The sequence below is a fragment of the Enterococcus sp. DIV1411a genome, assembly GCF_050531945.1.
GTDB lineage: Bacteria > Bacillota > Bacilli > Lactobacillales > Enterococcaceae > Enterococcus_B > Enterococcus_B faecium.
In genome coordinates, this window is record NZ_CP172892.1 from 919,888 (window position 1) to 937,218 (window position 17,331).

17 protein-coding genes and 2 pseudogenes are annotated in these 17,331 nt (G+C 37.5%); 17 read left to right on the forward strand and 2 right to left on the reverse strand.

Annotated features, from left to right (window positions below):
* Positions 1-59: 59 nt before the first annotated feature.
* From IGJ87_RS04400 to IGJ87_RS04410, 3 genes are all read left to right on the forward strand, one after another.
* Complete coding sequence (locus IGJ87_RS04400; RefSeq protein ID WP_016179228.1) at positions 60-1,574, forward strand: IS3 family transposase; 1,515 nt, start codon at positions 60-62, stop codon at positions 1,572-1,574.
* A gap of 69 nt (positions 1,575-1,643) precedes the next feature.
* The gene (locus IGJ87_RS04405) at positions 1,644-2,198 is read left to right on the forward strand and encodes a VanZ family protein (protein WP_317753575.1); all 555 of its coding nucleotides are present in this window, start codon (positions 1,644-1,646) and stop codon (positions 2,196-2,198) included.
* Between the two features lie 147 nt (positions 2,199-2,345).
* Complete coding sequence (locus IGJ87_RS04410) at positions 2,346-2,927, forward strand: hypothetical protein (RefSeq protein WP_317753576.1); 582 nt, start codon at positions 2,346-2,348, stop codon at positions 2,925-2,927.
* A gap of 242 nt (positions 2,928-3,169) precedes the next feature.
* Here IGJ87_RS04410 and IGJ87_RS04415 read toward each other — a convergent pair whose 3' ends face one another.
* Positions 3,170-4,489, reverse strand: coding sequence for an IS1380-like element IS1678 family transposase (locus IGJ87_RS04415; RefSeq protein ID WP_113848360.1), 1,320 nt, complete (start codon positions 4,487-4,489; stop codon positions 3,170-3,172).
* Between the two features lie 202 nt (positions 4,490-4,691).
* Positions 4,692-5,645, reverse strand: coding sequence for an IS30 family transposase (locus IGJ87_RS04420; protein ID WP_002325884.1), 954 nt, complete (start codon positions 5,643-5,645; stop codon positions 4,692-4,694).
* Between the two features lie 243 nt (positions 5,646-5,888).
* On the opposite strand from IGJ87_RS04420, the gene IGJ87_RS04425 reads away from it, so the two are divergent.
* The 14 genes and pseudogenes from IGJ87_RS04425 (at position 5,889) to IGJ87_RS04490 (ending at position 17,312) form a co-directional block, all read left to right on the forward strand.
* The gene (locus IGJ87_RS04425) at positions 5,889-6,311 is read left to right on the forward strand and encodes an RNA polymerase sigma factor (RefSeq protein WP_430609934.1); all 423 of its coding nucleotides are present in this window, start codon (positions 5,889-5,891) and stop codon (positions 6,309-6,311) included.
* Entirely contained in the window at positions 6,304-6,549 is a 246-nt protein-coding gene (locus IGJ87_RS04430) for a helix-turn-helix domain-containing protein (RefSeq protein ID WP_430609936.1), read from the forward strand. Before IGJ87_RS04425 ends, IGJ87_RS04430 begins: the two co-directional genes overlap by 8 nt.
* A 458-nt stretch (positions 6,550-7,007) precedes the next feature.
* The gene (locus tag IGJ87_RS04435; RefSeq protein ID WP_407080764.1) at positions 7,008-7,265 is read left to right on the forward strand and encodes a helix-turn-helix domain-containing protein; all 258 of its coding nucleotides are present in this window, start codon (positions 7,008-7,010) and stop codon (positions 7,263-7,265) included.
* 103 nt (positions 7,266-7,368) lie between these two features.
* Positions 7,369-8,548, forward strand: a pseudogene (locus tag IGJ87_RS04440) (tyrosine-type recombinase/integrase).
* A gap of 453 nt (positions 8,549-9,001) precedes the next feature.
* Positions 9,002-9,244 (forward strand): DUF2087 domain-containing protein, encoded by a 243-nt coding sequence (locus IGJ87_RS04445; RefSeq protein WP_002293958.1) that lies wholly within the window; start codon positions 9,002-9,004, stop codon positions 9,242-9,244.
* A gap of 290 nt (positions 9,245-9,534) precedes the next feature.
* Positions 9,535-9,849, forward strand: a pseudogene (locus IGJ87_RS04450) (glycoside hydrolase family 88 protein); the annotation flags it as partial.
* Positions 9,850-9,877: 28 nt separating this feature from the next.
* Positions 9,878-11,137, forward strand: a complete 1,260-nt coding sequence (locus tag IGJ87_RS04455) for an ABC transporter substrate-binding protein (RefSeq protein ID WP_002293956.1) — start codon at positions 9,878-9,880, stop codon at positions 11,135-11,137.
* Between the two features lie 52 nt (positions 11,138-11,189).
* Positions 11,190-12,086, forward strand: a complete 897-nt coding sequence (locus tag IGJ87_RS04460) for a carbohydrate ABC transporter permease (protein ID WP_002293955.1) — start codon at positions 11,190-11,192, stop codon at positions 12,084-12,086.
* Between the two features lie 64 nt (positions 12,087-12,150).
* Positions 12,151-12,966, forward strand: a complete 816-nt coding sequence (locus tag IGJ87_RS04465) for a carbohydrate ABC transporter permease (protein ID WP_002325788.1) — start codon at positions 12,151-12,153, stop codon at positions 12,964-12,966.
* Positions 12,967-12,975: 9 nt separating this feature from the next.
* Entirely contained in the window at positions 12,976-13,638 is a 663-nt protein-coding gene (locus IGJ87_RS04470; RefSeq protein WP_002297646.1) for a DUF624 domain-containing protein, read from the forward strand.
* A gap of 205 nt (positions 13,639-13,843) precedes the next feature.
* Entirely contained in the window at positions 13,844-15,508 is a 1,665-nt protein-coding gene (gene alsS, locus IGJ87_RS04475; RefSeq protein WP_002297645.1) for an acetolactate synthase AlsS, read from the forward strand.
* Between the two features lie 12 nt (positions 15,509-15,520).
* Positions 15,521-16,231, forward strand: a complete 711-nt coding sequence (gene budA, locus IGJ87_RS04480; protein WP_002323008.1) for an acetolactate decarboxylase — start codon at positions 15,521-15,523, stop codon at positions 16,229-16,231.
* 129 nt (positions 16,232-16,360) lie between these two features.
* Positions 16,361-16,858 (forward strand): GAF domain-containing protein, encoded by a 498-nt coding sequence (locus IGJ87_RS04485; protein ID WP_002289618.1) that lies wholly within the window; start codon positions 16,361-16,363, stop codon positions 16,856-16,858.
* A gap of 193 nt (positions 16,859-17,051) precedes the next feature.
* On the forward strand, positions 17,052-17,312 hold the full coding sequence (locus IGJ87_RS04490; RefSeq protein WP_002289617.1) for a hypothetical protein: 261 nt from the start codon (positions 17,052-17,054) through the stop codon (positions 17,310-17,312).
* Positions 17,313-17,331 lie beyond the last annotated feature (19 nt).

Genomic DNA, 17,331 nt, shown 5'->3' on the forward strand with positions numbered 1-17,331 from the left:
TAGGTTTGGGGGTGCGGACATAATCCTGGACTAAAAATGAACTTAGGAGGAATATCCGTATGTTTTCCCACGAAGAACGTGTAAAAGCAATTCAGTTATTTTTAAAATATGATTGCTCCTACGCCGCTACCATTCGGAAATTAGGTTATCCGTCCGTTGGAGCACTACGTCAATGGTATAAAGAATATTTGGTATCTGGAGAGCTCCATCAGGAACTCCGGAAGAAGTCAAAGTATTCTGAAGAACAAAAAAGAGTCGCTGTGAATCATTATTTTGAATATGGTCAATGTTATGCACGAACCATTCGAATGCTTGGTTACCCAAATAAAGGCTCCTTACGACAATGGTGTGAAGAACTCGCACCAGGTGCTAGAAAACTTCGAAAAAGTGCGGTAAAGTTAACCAAAGATCAAAAAGAAGACGTGTTGAAAAAGTTCTATAAACCTCAAACCAACAGAAAAGGCTTAGCTGAAGCTGAAGGAATCAGTAGGGTTGCTCTATATCAATGGAAGGCCACTTATCTTGGAAAGGATTTCCCTCTGCGCATGACTTCAAAAAATCAAGGAAAACAAAAAGAATTACTTTTAAAGGAAGTAGAAGAGTTACAAGAACAAGTACACCAATTGCAGCTTGAGAAAGCATTACTCGAAGGAGCAGCTGAACTACTAAAAAAAGGAAAAGGCATCAATCTACTTCGTCTATCAAATCAAGAAAAGACTCTATTGATTGATGCCTTACGAAATCAATTCAACTTGAAAGATCTTCTTCAACAGCTCCAGTTGTCTAAAAGTAGCTACTTTTATCAAAAACAGGTGCTTGAGCAACCGGATAAGTATTTTGAAGAACGCCAATTAATTGTCACGATTTTCAACAGTAATTTCTGCGCTTATGGTTACCGCAGAATTCATCAAGCTTTAAAAAATATGGGGAAAATCCTTTCTGAAAAAGTCGTACGTAAATTGATGTTCGAGGAAAATCTATTTGTTAAATTTTCTAGACGAAAAAAATACTCTTCGTATGCTGGGGAGATTACTCCTGCACAACCTAATTTATTGAATCGCAACTTCAAAGCAAAAATGCCAAATGAGAAATGGCTAACAGATATTACCGAGTTTAGGATTCCCGCAGGGAAAGTCTATTTATCCCCATTGGTTGACTGCTATGATGGCGCCGTTATTAGCTGGACTATTGGAACAAAACCTGATGCAGAATTAGTGAATACTATGTTAGACGCTGGACTCGCTACCCTTCAAGACCAGGAGCGTCCAATCGTTCATTCTGACCGTGGTGCTCATTACCGATGGCCCGGTTGGATCGAACGAATGAACAAAGCGAACTTGCCTCGTTCCATGTCTAAAAAAGGTTGCTCCCCAGATAACTCAGCGTGCGAAGGTTTCTTTGGACGATTAAAAAATGAGGTGTTTTACCAACGTGACTGGAAAAACACGACAATTAACCAGTTTATGAATCAATTGGATGACTATATCTATTGGTATAATAATCAACGGATTAAGTTATCTTTAGGGGGACTAAGTCCTCTTCAATATCGGAAGAAGCAAGGATGTATTGGTTAAAAAAGGTCCAGAAAAACATCCGCACCCCCTTTCCTACATTTTAATGTTGCCGTTGACATCAAGAGCGTGGTGGCGTTGCTAATCGCGGTGGGCATCAGTGGTCTGTTGATCCACTTTATTGCTCTGCCAGTTCTAGCGGGGTATCCTCGGATTGCCCAAACGATGGAGCGTTTTGTCTATACTGAATTGGTGTTAATCAGTTTTCTTGCATTGGTGATTTGGTTGTTTTACTTACAGTGGTCTTTAGGAAAATTATCCGTAGTTTATCTTTATCTATTTTTTAGTGTGTATTTGTTCTTATTGTTCGTCGTTTTATTCACCAAGGCTCCCCGTTATCAGGCCTTGATTCTGAATCCTATCGACTTTTTGATGGGTGGGAGGCTAAGCTGGCTTGAGGCACTACTAAATGTTTGCTACTTCATACCACTGGGACTTTTGTATGGGATGAAGGCTCGTTATCGGGAGTTTGTCATCGTAGCTCTCCTGACGATTGTGGGGATTGAGACGATACAGTTTGTGTTTTACCTTGGCACCTTTGCGGTAAGTGATATCTTCTTAAACTTTATCGGTTGCCTGCTAGGATATCATCTTTATCAACCATTGCATGAGCATTTTCAGGAGTAGGGAGTTATGTCAAGGGCAACTTAAAATTGTAGGTTCCTACATTTTAATGTTGCCGTTGACACTTATTTTGGTTAATTTCATGTTAGTAGTTGCTTATTGAGTGTTCTTTCAATTTATTTTGAGTTTATTTTGACTGGAGGAGTGAATGTGAAAAAACTTTTGTTAGGCTTGTTGGCAGTGTGTTTCTTAGGTGGCTGCTCTACCCAGGAGGAGCCCGAGGATGTGACCTATGACTGGACGCCACCTTTTGAAGATGTTAGTTGGGGGATGGGAGAAGATGAGGCTATGGAGGCCTTAGACTTGGATGTGGAAGAGGCGGCGCTGGATGTCACTCCCGAAAAATACCAGGTATTCTCTTTTACCAGTGCCATGGAGACGGAAGTGGGGATGGCTGCTCCGGACTTGGTCTTTGATCCGGGCTTTGGCTTGATTGGCGTGACGTTGCGCTATATGCCGACAGAGGAGGAAGCTGCGGAGACTTTGACGAAGCTGGAAGCGGCCTATGGGAAAAGCGATGATGGCACGTGGTCGGGGACGAAGTTTGGCGACTTAGGTTTGTCCGAGGAGCAGGTTGCGGCCTTCAAGGAAGAAGACGAGGAAATCAGTGACAATGATTCGATTGTTACGATTCTATTGAATCAAGATAATCTAACGGATAATTACCAAGAATGCGTGTTTGAAGGAAAAGCAGCGGCAATACTCGAACACGTTCTACAAAACAATAACTAGATAATTTTTAAAAAATCTATTTATTGTTGCTAACTAAACCCTGAATAATTCATAGCTTTAATTCTTTGGCACATTTTATTGAAATATGTATCACTAATATCCCTATCAACTGATTTTGACTAAAAAGTTACTTCAAACATTCACTGTTCAAAAATATTGAGGAATAAATTTTGGGTGTAAGGCATTTTGAGCATACTTCTCCCTGGATAACTTCCCAGTAAAAAAATCGTTAGATTGTTGGATTAGATCCATTGACTGGCTCGCCTCAGGCGAGCAAAGACCCTGTAGAATTCATTCTGATACACATGATAACTAGATAATTTGAGATAGACTCGTCTACCCGTTTGGACTAATTTCCCAGCAACTTTCAGAAACTTCAATCGAATAGAATGAATGGTCATTCCCTTTTGGACTTCTTCAAAGCCAATCGTTCTTAAGAAGTTGACTAAGTTGTAAGCTATCAAGCTGAGCATCATTCGGACATGATTCTCCAAAAAGCGAGGACTGTCTGTTTTGTCAAAGTAAAAGCCAGCTTTCGCTTCTTTAATGAAGTTCTCCATTGTGCCACGTTTGGCATAGATAGAAAAGATGGTATCAGGAGAAACATTTTCTGATAGATTCGTCACGATAAATTCATGTCGAAAGAGTAGTTCGCCCGCTTCACGTGTTGAGCGTATACACACGCGACGACTTTGTGACCAGGATTGTGCTTGATAAGTGATCGAGAAGTACTGAACTTCTCGTTCTTCCCACTTTTGATTATCGCCATAAAGTACTGATTTCTCAGCTATTTGACCTAGTCTACGATTATTCTTCAGTCGAATAACATAATGACTCTTTTTTGATTCACACGAATCATACACACCAGGTGTAGCGAACCCGCTGTCTCCACGAACCAAGATGTCAGTGTTTGGTAGAGAGTGATTATAGTGCTCTAATAAAGGTGTGAGAAACTCCTTTACGCCTTTTGATGTATATTGATTTCCTGAACGTAGTTCAGCTTTTAAGAAGTCACCAGTCAATCCGTCAAAAGCTACCAATGGATGGTAACCATAGGTTTGGTAGTGTGTATTATAATTCGTTTGTTCTTGGTGACCAAATGTATCTGAATGGGTCGAATCTAAATCAATGATTAATTCCGTATCATTACGGATGAGGCGTGCTTTATCGATAAGTTCTTGGTTCAAAGCTTGAAGTTCATGGATATTCTCCTCAGATAGTCGATCTAAAAATCGGGAAAGTGAAGATTGAGAAGCGAGTTCTTTCCTATCTAAAACAGCTTTAAACACAGGATCTTGTCTCAGGAGATTAGCTGCAGAATCAGCTGAGTAACCAGCAATTAATTGCATAATGAACTGCTCAAGTATGGATAAGTTGTCATGAGTAAAATACGCTCGTTCGTCTTCAATGTGAATGTGTTGCTTAGCCAGTTCAGAAAAACCAAAGATGTTCATCAGCTCTTTCACTAGGACGAGACCCGAATCACTCGATAATTGACCACCTGTATGAGAAATAGTGATATTTGAATTGAATTTTACTTGGTTTTTGTGTAAGCTAGTCATGAAAAGAACTCCTTTCTTTTGGTTGGTTTAGTCACTTTAACCATAGCAGAAAGGGGTTCTTTTTTCATCACTTAACGGGTGAAGATGAAAAAGTAATTGTAAGCTGCCGTGAGGCAGTTTCACATGGTTTTAATTAAAAGTATGAATTATTCAGGCTAAACTAATGTTCATTATGATTTTTTTTGAAGTATTATTTGTCAAATTAAGCGAGACAAAACTTTCCATTTACGTAACTCAAAAAAACTTCTAATGGTGTTTGGTAATTTAGTGATTTTCTAGGGATATGGTTTCTTTTGGACGCAACGGATGAGATGAATCCTTGATTGACTTGGTTGAAGTCCATTTCTTTTGGTAGTCCATCTTTTCGGAGGAGTCCGTTTGAATGTTCATTTAATCCCCGTTGGGAAGGCGTTCCTGGGTCTGCGAAATAAATATCAATATCATTCGTATTACTAATACTTTTCCAATTAGAGAATTCTTTTCCACAATCAAAGGTAATTGATTTGAAAAGATTTTTGGGTACGGATTGAAGCCATTCATTAATCGAATTTTCAATATCAACTGCCTTACGGCCTTCTGGTTTCAAGGCGATAATGGCTTTTGAAAGTCGCTCAACGAGTGTGATGACGGCACTTTTATGGTGGATGCCGACAATCGTATCACCCTCTAAATGTCCAAATTCTTCTTCGAAAACGACATAATCTTTTTTACGTTCAGAAATATTTCTTTTGAATGCCTGTTTTCCACGTTTTTCCTTATAACCATTTGGTTTTCGTTTTCCTTGCATCGGTAAATGTAAAACATTGAATTCTCCCGTCTTAAACCGGCGATAGAGGGTACTTACTGAACAAGAGAAGGTTCGCTCTGCACGGCCAATAATGACGTCTGGGGTCCAACCTTCAGTTGATCTTTTTGCAATGTATTCTTTTTCCTCAGCAGGAAAAATGATTTCGGTTCTCCCACAACGTCGCTTATTTTCTTTGTATTGTTCAAAGTATTCAAGTGCTGTTCCACCACATTTGAGAAAGTTATAGACATTGTAAATTGTTTGGCGTCCACGTTTAAGCTGCTTCGCAACGATAGCAACCGGAGTTTCTTGATGAAAATATGCTTCTATCATTACAAGCTCGTTTGGTGTAAGATGGGTATAAGTCATTTATGTTCACTCTCCTTGTATGCTTTAGCGGGTATTACGATTTGAGTGTAACATAAATGGCTTTTTTATTTGTCTCGCTTAATTATACAAACGGCGAAGCGTATAGACAAATTTGTCTGTGCGCTATTTTTTTGAAAAAAATTCCGATTCTTCGAAAAATAGACCTGCCCAAATTGTATTAGTAGTGGAAAGGGAAAAGCAATGAGTTACAAAATCTTTGTTTGAACATGAGGAGGAAAGAATATGAAAGATTTATTGGATTTCCGCGTTGTACAAATCTTTGATAGCTTTTGTAAAACAGTCATTCGCAATGAAGCACGGAATATCAAAAAGCAATATGCCAGACTCCGAGAACGGAAAATTTCATTAACTGAATTACCAGAATCAGCTCTAGCATCTTTTCAAATCAACGATACTTCCATGGAGAATAGTGAGGTTTTTCTAGCTCTAGGTATGGAACTATTAGTCGCAAATCTCGATGTAGCAGAAGCAATTCACCAACTCTGCGAACCTAAACGAAAAATTATCTTACTTTATTATTTTGCTGGATTCAACGATCGTGAAATAGGGGAAATAATTGAGATGAGTGTTGGCGGTGTGTGGTACCAACGAAGGAAAGCTGAAGAAGAGTTAAGGAAGTATTTGGAGGAAAATAGCCATGAATAATGACACTAACAAGGCTATTTCTTCATTAAAAGTAGAGACAATTGTTTCGGCAGTTTCTGGGGAGCCAGTGGCAATCACAGAGGTTCTTCATAACTATCAGAAGTATATTATCAGACTTTCATTGCGAAATAACTATGAAGTTGGTTCTACATCGTCTGTTTATATTGATGAGTTTTTGCGTAGAAACTTGGAAACCAAACTAATTGAAAAAATCCTGACCTTTGATGTCAGTCGCTAGTAGTGCCTTCCTCTTTCCAATTTTCATTCTATGGAAGTTTTTTAGATTCATTTCTAGAAGATTATCATAGGCTGAAAAGCCATGTCCATTGAAAATTAAATATGAATCTATCAGTACGTTAGTTTTTTAATCTTACATTTTATTACGCCAGGAGGATCGAATGATCGGAGCGACAGAAATAGTGAAATGTAAAGATGAAAACTAGATAATGATACTTCCGTAACCAAATTGGCCCGCCATTACTGGGGGGAGGTGAGATTCCTATGTGCTTTGGCAGAGCAGCTGATAGATGAAAAACTACTATTTTTAAGACTTGATTTTTCTTATCTACGTCATTGCTTTATGATACCTAATTTTTGTTTAGAAATACTGGGAAGATTTTTTACGATAGAGAAGAGGTGAAGCAATTGGAATATCCTACTAATCAAAGAGTTCTTGAAACTGATTTTTATCCGTACTTGCAAAAGAAACTAGAAGAATACACAGATAGGCTACTTGCTATGGCGCAACTACCACTAGTACTTACTAATACTGATTTGAAACGTCTTTTTCAAATCAGTGATAGTACGTTAAATCGCTTGGTCAAACTTGGCGATTTTCCGTCTTGTTGGTATGGAATTCGAGGATACTACCTGCGAGACGATGTTTTAGAATGGATGAGGAAGAGTGATGCAGATGGCTTTCGTGAACAAATGCGACTACTTCGATCTTTATAGGTTACATCTTTTTATTAAGATGCGGTACAATGGAAGCATAGATAGAAAGATTTCCAAAGATTTTTCGCTTGTTGGGTTCCTTCGAAATAGGAGGAATCAATAAATGAAAACAAAAGATCGTTTTAAAAAACAAATTAGTTCTACTGGCAGAGTCACTTGGTATTTTCAAGCATTTCGAACAACAAGACGTGGTTTCAATTCAAAACAGGAAGCACAACTTGCTTATCTGGAAATGGAAAAGGAGCAACGACACAAGAAAAGGATTGTTGCAAGCAACGACAAGTTTAGCGTTGTAGGTGAAAAATGGTTTCAATATTACCGGTCCTTAAATGAACAAAAAGAATCGACCTATGATAAGCGAGCAGAACAACTGACTATCATCAATCGTTGGATTGGCAAATAAACGACTCTGTGATTTATCATCAGATGAACTACAAGAGTTGGTTTTCAACTTGAAGGAACGAGGCCTCAACGGTACAGACCTAGGCTATGCTAAAAATAGTCTACAATCTCTGATTCAAGTCCTAAACATGGTTTTCAAGTACTGTCTCAAAAAGCAGTTAGTAAGTGAAAATCCAATGAAGACAGTCAGAATACCTAAGTATCAAGTAACCGTTCGGGATTTGAAAGAAGCTGTCAATAATGTGGAAGATAAGTTTTTGACGGTAGATGAGTTGAGGACGTTCTTGAACTATGGGATTGTCCATGAAGAATTACCTATGTCAGTTCTCTTTCATGTTCTATTCTATACATGCTGCCGTGTTAGTGAGGCACTTGCTTTACAACCAGAAGATATTGATTTTCAAAGAAATGAAATTCTCTTCTATAAACAGACAGCGGTTAAAGGAAAGAGTAAAGATTTTCGTATTGAAACTACTAAGACAGTTAGTTCTGCTAGACGAGTGCCGGTAACACCATTGGCGATGGAAAAGCTAAAGCAATTGATTCGTGCTTTAGCTGAGATGAGAGGGCATCATCGCTTTATTGTGGATGAGACTTATTTATTTGTTTATCTCGATGCTAGTAAACGTGGGGTGCCTTATCGCAGGGAATATGTAAATGATCACGTTAAGCGGTGCGTGGAGCGGTCAGGGATTGGAAAGTCATTCCATACTCACTTAGCTCGCCACACAATGGCTAGTCTAGTAGCCGAGTATTGTAGTTGGGATGTCTTGAAGGATCGATTAGGTCATACGGACAAAACGACTTCAAAAATCTACCGTCATTTGACTAATAATGAAAAGGTAAAACCATTACTTGCATTTCGTTCTTTGGAAGACTAAAATACGGTGAAAACGCTGGTATTATAGGATTCTTAAAGAGCCAATTTTTCATAAACTAGTCAAAGTGTAGTCAGAGGTAATAAAAATCTTTTTATATCAATACTTTAACGACTTTTCACAAGTATCAAAGAAATCCGTCGTTAATCATTGTTATCAGACTGAGAAAGAACCCTTGGTATTCAAGGGTTCTTTTTTCTTAGCATGTAATTTGAACACCCTGATCCAGTTTTTTTCTTTAATTATTGGTAGGGGAGAATAATGGATTAGAATAAATCTACCTATAAGTAGTAGTAAAAAAAAGAGCACTATGATAATATCTTTCTTAAGAGTAACCGCTTTAATAAAAAATCCAGAATATTCTAACATAAATGGAGTATTCTTAGAATCAAAAGGAGAAAGAAGATGGTTTATACTTATACGGAGCAAGAAAAAATGAAAGTTTGAGACACATTCATGAATGATGGAAAAGTAAAACAAGTACCAAGTTCAACAAAAAAGAAAAACATCCTATTGAAAGAAGTCTTGAAACGCTTTGACCATGGAGTGACTTATACAGAAACAGAGGTTAATTCGATACTGCTGAACGTATTTTCTAGTGGCGATTATGTCGAACAAAGACGTTATCTAATCACATTTGGCTTTTTCAAAAGAAGTTCAGACGGTCGGGCATATCAGATGATGGGAATTGAAAATTAGAAGTTTTAATTTATACTCATTGAAAAAAGTTCAAGTATGCGATATTGGTTCTACACCGCATACTTGAACTTTTTTTGTCATCTGTATCTATAATACAAAGCCAAGAACGTTATTCAAAATATGGATAGCTATGATAAAAGCTAATGAGCGATTCGCAGTTAAATAAGCAATCGTCAGTAAAATCGTTCCAGGAGCGTACATGAAAAAATCAATTGGATGCGTTACATGAATAAAGATAATTCTCTTTTATTTGTACGAATAAATACCAAAACGTACCTCCTAAAATTAGATTCAAAGAAGATAGCAAAGAGGAAAAAGATAGTTCTGCAGCAGCTATAGCGGCATGTGGATTGCTAGAACTTTCCAAACAACTGCCTGTTTCAGATCCTCGTCATTTCGATTACGAAGAGATAGCAATCAAAATCTTGGAAGAATTACAGAAAAACTATACAACGAAACGAGTTAACGGATCAAACGGTCTGCTTCTCCATGCCGTTTATGATAAAAACAGCTTAAAAGGTGTAGATGAATGTGTGATCTGGGGCGATTACTTTTATGTAGAAGGAATCACTCGTCTAGCTAAAACATGGTACTGTTACTGGTGATGTATAAGAGAAGAGGAGGATTCATATAATGAAGCGATGGAAAAAAATGATGATTGGATCAATAGTTTTAGGAATGTCACTCGTATTTGGTGCTTGTGGTAATCAAGAAGACAGTAGTGAAGAATCAGCAAATGAAATTACCGTTTCGACATGGAATTATGAAACAACACCTGAATTCAAAGCGCTCTTTGAAGCATTCGAAAAGAAAACGGGAATCAAAGTGAAAGCAGTAGATATTGCTTCAGATGATTATGATACGAAACTCACCACGATGCTTTCTTCTGGAGACACGACAGATGTATTGACGATGAAAAATCTTTTGTCGTATTCAAATTATGCTTTACGAGATCAGTTAGTCGATCAAACAGAACGAATTAGAGAATTAGACACTGATGCTGCTGAAGAAACATATGAAATGTATGATATCGATGGAAAAACATATGCATTGCCATATCGAACGGACTTTTGGGTACTATATTACAATAAGAAAATGTTTGATGATGCAGGAATCGAATATCCAAAAAATCTAACTTGGGACGAATATGAAGATTTAGCAAAAAAACTTAGTAAAAATGACGGACAAGTTTACGGAGCATATCAACATATCTGGCGTTCGACAATCCAAGCTATTGCAGCTGCTCAAAACGAGGCGAATCTTGTTGAACCAGATTATCAATATATGACTGATTATTATGATCGAGCATTGAGGATGCAAAAAGAAGGCGCGCAGATGGATTTTGGCACGGCTAAATCAACGAAAGTAACCTATCAGTCTCAATTTGAAGAACAAAAAGCAGCAATGATGTACATGGGAACTTGGTATATGGCTGGCATACTCGCAAACAAAGAAGCAAGTAAGACAGAAGTAGAATGGGGAATTACAGCTATTCCTCAGAAGAAAAAAGGAGAATCGGTCACGACGTTTGGCTCACCAACAGCATTTGCTGTCAATAAAAACTCAAAGAAACAAAAAGCGGCGCAAGAATTTATTGAATTTGCAGCCAGTGAAGAAGGAGCAAAAGTATTAGCAGGAGTAGGAGTAGTTCCTTCATATCGTACGGATGAGATTGATCAGCTTTATTTTAATCTCGCTGGAATGCCAACGGATGAAATTTCTAAAAAAGCTTTTTCTCCTGATGAAATCAAACTTGAATTTCCGATTGATACGTATGGGCCTGCAATCGATAAGATTTTACAAGAAGAATATGACTTAGTTTTGGTTGGAGATGAAACGCCGGAAAAAGGAACGGTAAATATGGAGAAACGTGTAGCTGCGGAAAAAGAATAATCATGAAAGGAGAGAAGCCAAGAGATCAAACACTCTTGGTTTCGTCATCGAAATGGAGAATAGTATAAATAAGAAAGCTACAAATCATTTGCGTAGAAAACGAACGTGGATCGCTTATTCGTTTATCGCCCCGAATTTCATTGGTTTTTTCGTTTTTACATTAATACCAATCCTGTTTTCGCTTGTACTAGCATTTATGAAATGGGATTCTTTTTCAACGCCAGAATTTGCTGGACTAGATAACTTTCGTAAAATGGCCAACGATGAGACATTTTGGATTTCTTTGAAAAATACTTTTTTATATACCGCTGCTGTAGTGCCTGGCACACTTGTTTGTTCGTTAGGGCTAGCTTTACTACTAAATCAGAAAATTAGAGGGATGAAGCTTTTTCGTACGATATTTTTCTTTCCGTATGTTACTTCCTTAGTAGCAATTGCTGTTGTTTGGAATATGTTGTTTCATCCAACAGTGGGACCTATTAATATCTTTTTAAGACGATTTATTGAACATCCTCCAGGTTGGACTTCAAGTTCAAATTGGGCGCTTTGGGCAATTGTAATTGTCAGTATTTGGCGAGGGATGGGTTATTACATGATTCTATACCTTGCAGGACTACAAAGTATCCAAAAAGAACTATATGAAGCGTCTTCGCTAGATGGAGCAAACCGTTGGAAACAATTTTTGAATGTGACATTACCTTCGTTGAGACCAACAACCTTCTTTGTAACGATCATGCTTGTCATCAATTGTTTCAAGGTGTTTGACCTTGTGCAAGTGATGACGGATGGCGGCCCTGGTCGAGCGACAAATGTGCTGGTTTACCAAATCTACAATGAAGCATTCAAAAAATTTGATTTTGGTTATGCTTCAGCTATTTCACTTGTTTTGTTCGTAATTGTTTTGGGCGTTACGGTTGTTCAATTTTCTTGGAATAAGCGTCGTACTTAGGAGGTGTGATATGGAAGAGAGTGTTCGAAATGAAAGAAAAAAAGCAAAAATTCGTTCAAAAAACATGCCCTTTATTCAATGGTTGGGTATGATTCTGCTGATTGTATTAGCTTTATTGACGATCATTCCTTTTTTATGGATGGTTTCTGCTTCATTCAAAGCAAATAATGAAGTGTTCACGATTCCGATTCAATGGATCCCTAAAACTTGGCATTTAGAGAATTATCTGGTTATTTGGTCTCGTATTCCTTTAGTGACATTTTTTAAGAATACAGCTTTTTTAAGCGTTGTGATCACGTTGATTCAGTTGTTTACTTCTAGTTTTGCTGCTTACGGGTTTTCTAAACTAAATTTTAAAGGGCGCGATATTTTATTTTTAGCATATATCGGCACGATTGCTGTCCCTTGGCAGTCTTATATGATCCCGCAGTTCATTATGATGAGAAAAGTGGGTTTAACATATACGTTGTGGTCGTTGGTGCTATTACAAGCGTTCAATGCTTTTGGTGTGTTCTTGTTGAAGCAATATTACAGTAGTATCCCAGATTCTTTATGTGAGAGTGCGCGGATCGATGGCTTATCAGAGTGGGAAATCTATCGCAAGATCATTTTACCTCTTACAAAACCGGCGATTGCCAGTTTGACGATCATCACATTCGTTAATACATGGAACGATTATATGGGGCCATTCATTTATTTGTCTTCTACGGAAAATAAAACAATCCAGTTAGGGTTGAAAATGTTTATTGGGCTATTTGATGCAGAGTACGCATTAATCATGGCTGCCTCAGTTGTTTCTGTTCTTCCTGTTGCTTTTATATTTTTAGCGATGCAAAAATATTTTGTAGAAGGGATCGCTTCATCAGGAATGAAGGAATAGGAGGTGATTATGAAAGAGCAGCGTTTTGACAAAAATGTTTATATGGAATTCTTTTATTGGTTGTATCAATCATTGGCAAGTAGCCTTTGTTTTTGGTGTGTCAATATCTTGTATATAGCAGCTGCGTTCCTTTTGTCGATAGATGGAAGGAATGTCTTTTCCTTTATTTTTTCTTTACTTTTTATTGGTCCAGGTTGCATCGTGATGATAGGTATGACAGAAGAATTAGCAAAAGAAAAAAGTTTTTCACCAGTACGTTTGTTCATAAAGACGTTTCGCCAATTTTGGCTAAAGGGATTTTTTTATTGGCTATTTGCTTGGATAGTTAGTGTGATAATGATTTTTGATTGTTTCTTTTTTATACGTTTTTCTTATGGAAAATGGTTGATTCCGTTGTTTGTTTTACTTGCTTGTTTATCAGTTTCCTTTAGCATCAACTGCTGGTATTTTCAGGTGAGAAATCCAGCGTCGAAACCAAATCAAGTTCTACGGATAGCGTTCTACTATACGTTGAAAAAATGGTATGTGAGTTTACTAGATTTTTTACTATTGACAAGTTTGTTTCTCTTCTTTTTCGTAAAGCCCCAATGGTGTATTCTACTAGGTCCTTCTATTGTATTTGGTTTGATTTACTTCAACAATCGTAAATTGATGAGAACTATGGATCTGTAGACTTTATAAATTGAAACTTTCAATTAAGAATGACAGTTTTTTATGTAAAAACTGTCATTCTTTTTCATTTTTTGAAACATATGGCTAAACAAATGAAATAAAACGTGCTATACTTTTGAATGAAACAGGTTTAGAAACTGTATCACTTATTTGTGATTATTTCTAACTAATAATTAAAAATAAAGCATAAAAAGGACGATGTTCAATGGCCGAAAAAATGAAACAAGGTTCGAAATCTGTAGTAGAAAGTTTGATTAATCATCATGTTGATTATGTATTCGGTATACCAGGTGCAAAAATCGATGGTGTATTTAATGAATTAGAGGATCAAGGTCCTGAATTAATCGTGACTCGTCACGAACAAAATGCTGCATTTATGGCACAAGCAATCGGACGTATTACAGGAGAGCCAGGAGTAGTTATCGCAACAAGTGGTCCTGGTGCTAGTAACTTAGCTACAGGTTTGGTAACAGCGACAGCAGAAGGTGACCCAGTTTTAGCAATTGCCGGACAAGTAAAACGAAGCGATCTATTGAAGTTGACCCATCAAAGCATGGATAATGCAGCACTGTTCCAGCCAATCACAAAATACAGTGCAGAAATCCAAGATCCAGAAACAATTTCAGAAGTGATTGCCAATGCTTATCGTATGGCTAAGAGTTCAAAAAAAGGCGCGAGCTTTATCAGTATCCCGCAAGATGTAGTGGATGCACCTGTCCAAGGGAATGTCATCAAGCCATTGAGCGATCCTAAATTAGGTTCTGCTTCTGCAGATGATATCCGTTACCTAGCTGAACGCATTAGAGAAGCAAAACTACCGGTACTATTAGTAGGTATGCGAGGATCAAGTGAAAAAGAAACGTTAGCCATCAGGCAATTAGTTGAAAAGACAGCATTGCCTGTTGTAGAGACATTCCAAGCAGCTGGAGTGATCTCACGTGAATTAGAAGCGCATTTCTTTGGTCGTGTGGGTTTATTTAGAAACCAACCAGGAGATATGCTTTTGAAACGAAGTGATCTAGTTATTGCAATTGGCTATGATCCAATCGAATATGAAGCAAGAAACTGGAATGCGGAAAAAGATGCGCGGATCATTGTGATCGATGAAGCGCCAGCTGAAATCGATCCTTTTATGCAGCCTGAAAGAGAATTGATCGGTGATATCTCAGCCACTCTTGATTTATTGACAGGTTCATTAGAGCCTCAACAAGTGTCAGAAGATGCAAAAGAATATTTAGCATCTCTTCAAGCAAAATTAACGGAGCGGGACATTGTTCAATCAAAAGGAGAAGCAGGTATCTTGCATCCTTTAGAAGTTATTAACACGCTTCAGTCAAAAGTAACAGATGATATGACTGTTACCGTAGATGTAGGTAGTCATTATATTTGGATGGCACGCCACTTTAGAAGTTATGAACCTCGTCATTTGTTATTCAGTAATGGTATGCAAACGCTTGGTGTTGCATTGCCATGGGCGATTTCTGCTGCATTGGTGCGTCCAAATACACAAATCGTATCAGTTTCCGGCGATGGGGGATTTTTATTCTCTGCCCAGGATTTAGAAACGGCGGTACGTAAAAAATTGAATATCGTTCATTTGATTTGGAATGATGGACACTACAATATGGTAGAGTTCCAAGAAAAAATGAAATATCAGCGGGCGTCAGGTGTAGACTTTGGTCCAGTTGATTTTGTGAAATATGCAGAAGCTTTTGGCGCTAAAGGAATCCGAGCTACAAGTGTAGAGGAATTAGAAAAAGCTTTAGAAGAAGGATTTGCGACAGAAGGACCCGTAATTATTGATATTCCGATTGATTACCGTGATAATGAGAAATTGGGAGAAACAATCTTACCAGATCAATTCTATTAAGGAAGTGTCGACATGACTGAAAAAATCTTATACCAGCACGGGACATTAGGAGCTTTGATGGCCGGCTTGATGGATGGAACAGAAACGATTGCTCATATATTAGAAAAAGGAACTCTGGGATTGGGAACATTGCATGGGCTTGATGGTGAAGTCATCTTTTTAGATGGCGTAGCTTATCAAGGAAGATCAGATGGCTCAGTTGCCCAATTAGATGGAAGTGAACTTACCCCCTATGCAGCAATTACAGATTTTACGCCAGATACTAGTTTTTCTGTCTCAAAAACTGCAGATGGAGAACAATTGAAAAAAGACATATTAGTAAGAGAAGCCGGGGAAAACCTATTTTTGGCAGTGAAGATAACTGGATTATTCAAAAATATGCACATCCGTATCATGCCGAAGCAAGAAAAACCTTACAGAAGACTAGCAAAAATTTCAGAGTCTCAACCAGAATTCCAACAAAGCAATGTCCAAGGAACATTAGTCGGGTTCTTTACGCCTGAATTATTCCAAGGAGTTGCTGCAGCGGGATTTCACCTGCATTTTATCGATGATACACATACATTTGGCGGACATGTAATGGGTTTTGAAGTGGCTGAAGGAAAAGTTGAGATTAGCCGCATCTCGTCCCTTGTACAGCATTTTCCAGTTGATGATCCGACTTTTGTTCACGAAACGATTGATTATGCTGATTTAGCAGCAGAAATCCAACAAGCAGAATAGAAAAAGACAGCGAGATGCGTTCAAGGTGATTAACCTGACGTATCTCGTTTTTTTGAGGAGGAAACCTAGCGTTTACAAAAAAACTGAGCTATAATCTTCTCCATAGATCAAAAAGGAGCGGTTTTTATCATGTGGACAGAAAAACAGAAAAAAGATGCATACGAAATTTTATTATTACAGCAACAAGGATTATTAGAAGCAGAAGATAACTGGTTAGCAAATTTAGCAAATTCATCTGCATTGTTGAATGAAACTTTACCTGAGACTGTCTTTGCAGGATATTATTTATTCGATGGTAATGAATTGATTTTAGGACCGTTCCAAGGGCGAGTTTCTTGCACACGTATCAAGATGGGAAAAGGAGTTTGTGGAGAATCAGCTGAAAAACAAGAAACATTGATCGTTGATGATGTCAAAACCCATGCAAATTACATTTCCTGCGATTCAGCCGCACAATCAGAAATCGTAGTGCCAATGGTAAAAGAAGGTAATTTAATCGGTGTTTTAGATATCGATTGCGGAGTAACGAAAGGGTATGATGAAATCGATCAAGCATTTCTAGAAAAATATGTAGATCTTTTATTAGCAAATTTTAATATAAATGCTTTTTCATTTATTAATAACTAAAATCGTCTATTGAGACAAAAAAGAAGAGAAATCAAGAATAAAAAGAGCCGGAAAGACAGTGGGCATTTCTGTTTTTCGTTTTTTTTATTTTTTTATTTTTTTATAAAATCACAAGTGTTATTGGTTTTCATAATCATGTTTTAATGGTATTATCATTTTAAATAATGAAAAACACATTAAGGGTGGATGAAATATGAATAACGAAACTATCATTTTAGGAAAAAAATATATTTGCCAACCTATTGGCTTGAAACAAAAAGTGGTTGGAGAAGTAATCAGTAAATTAGAAAATTGTGTTGTGATCTGCGTAGACGAATATCATGACGTCGATCGCAATGAAATATTAGAAAAATGCGGAAAAGTAGTGGCAAAATATACTCACGTTTATGAGTTGGAAACAACAGAATATCTATATAACTATAGCAACAAATATGAACATACTTTAGTTTCATAAAGATTTAAATAAAGTGCCT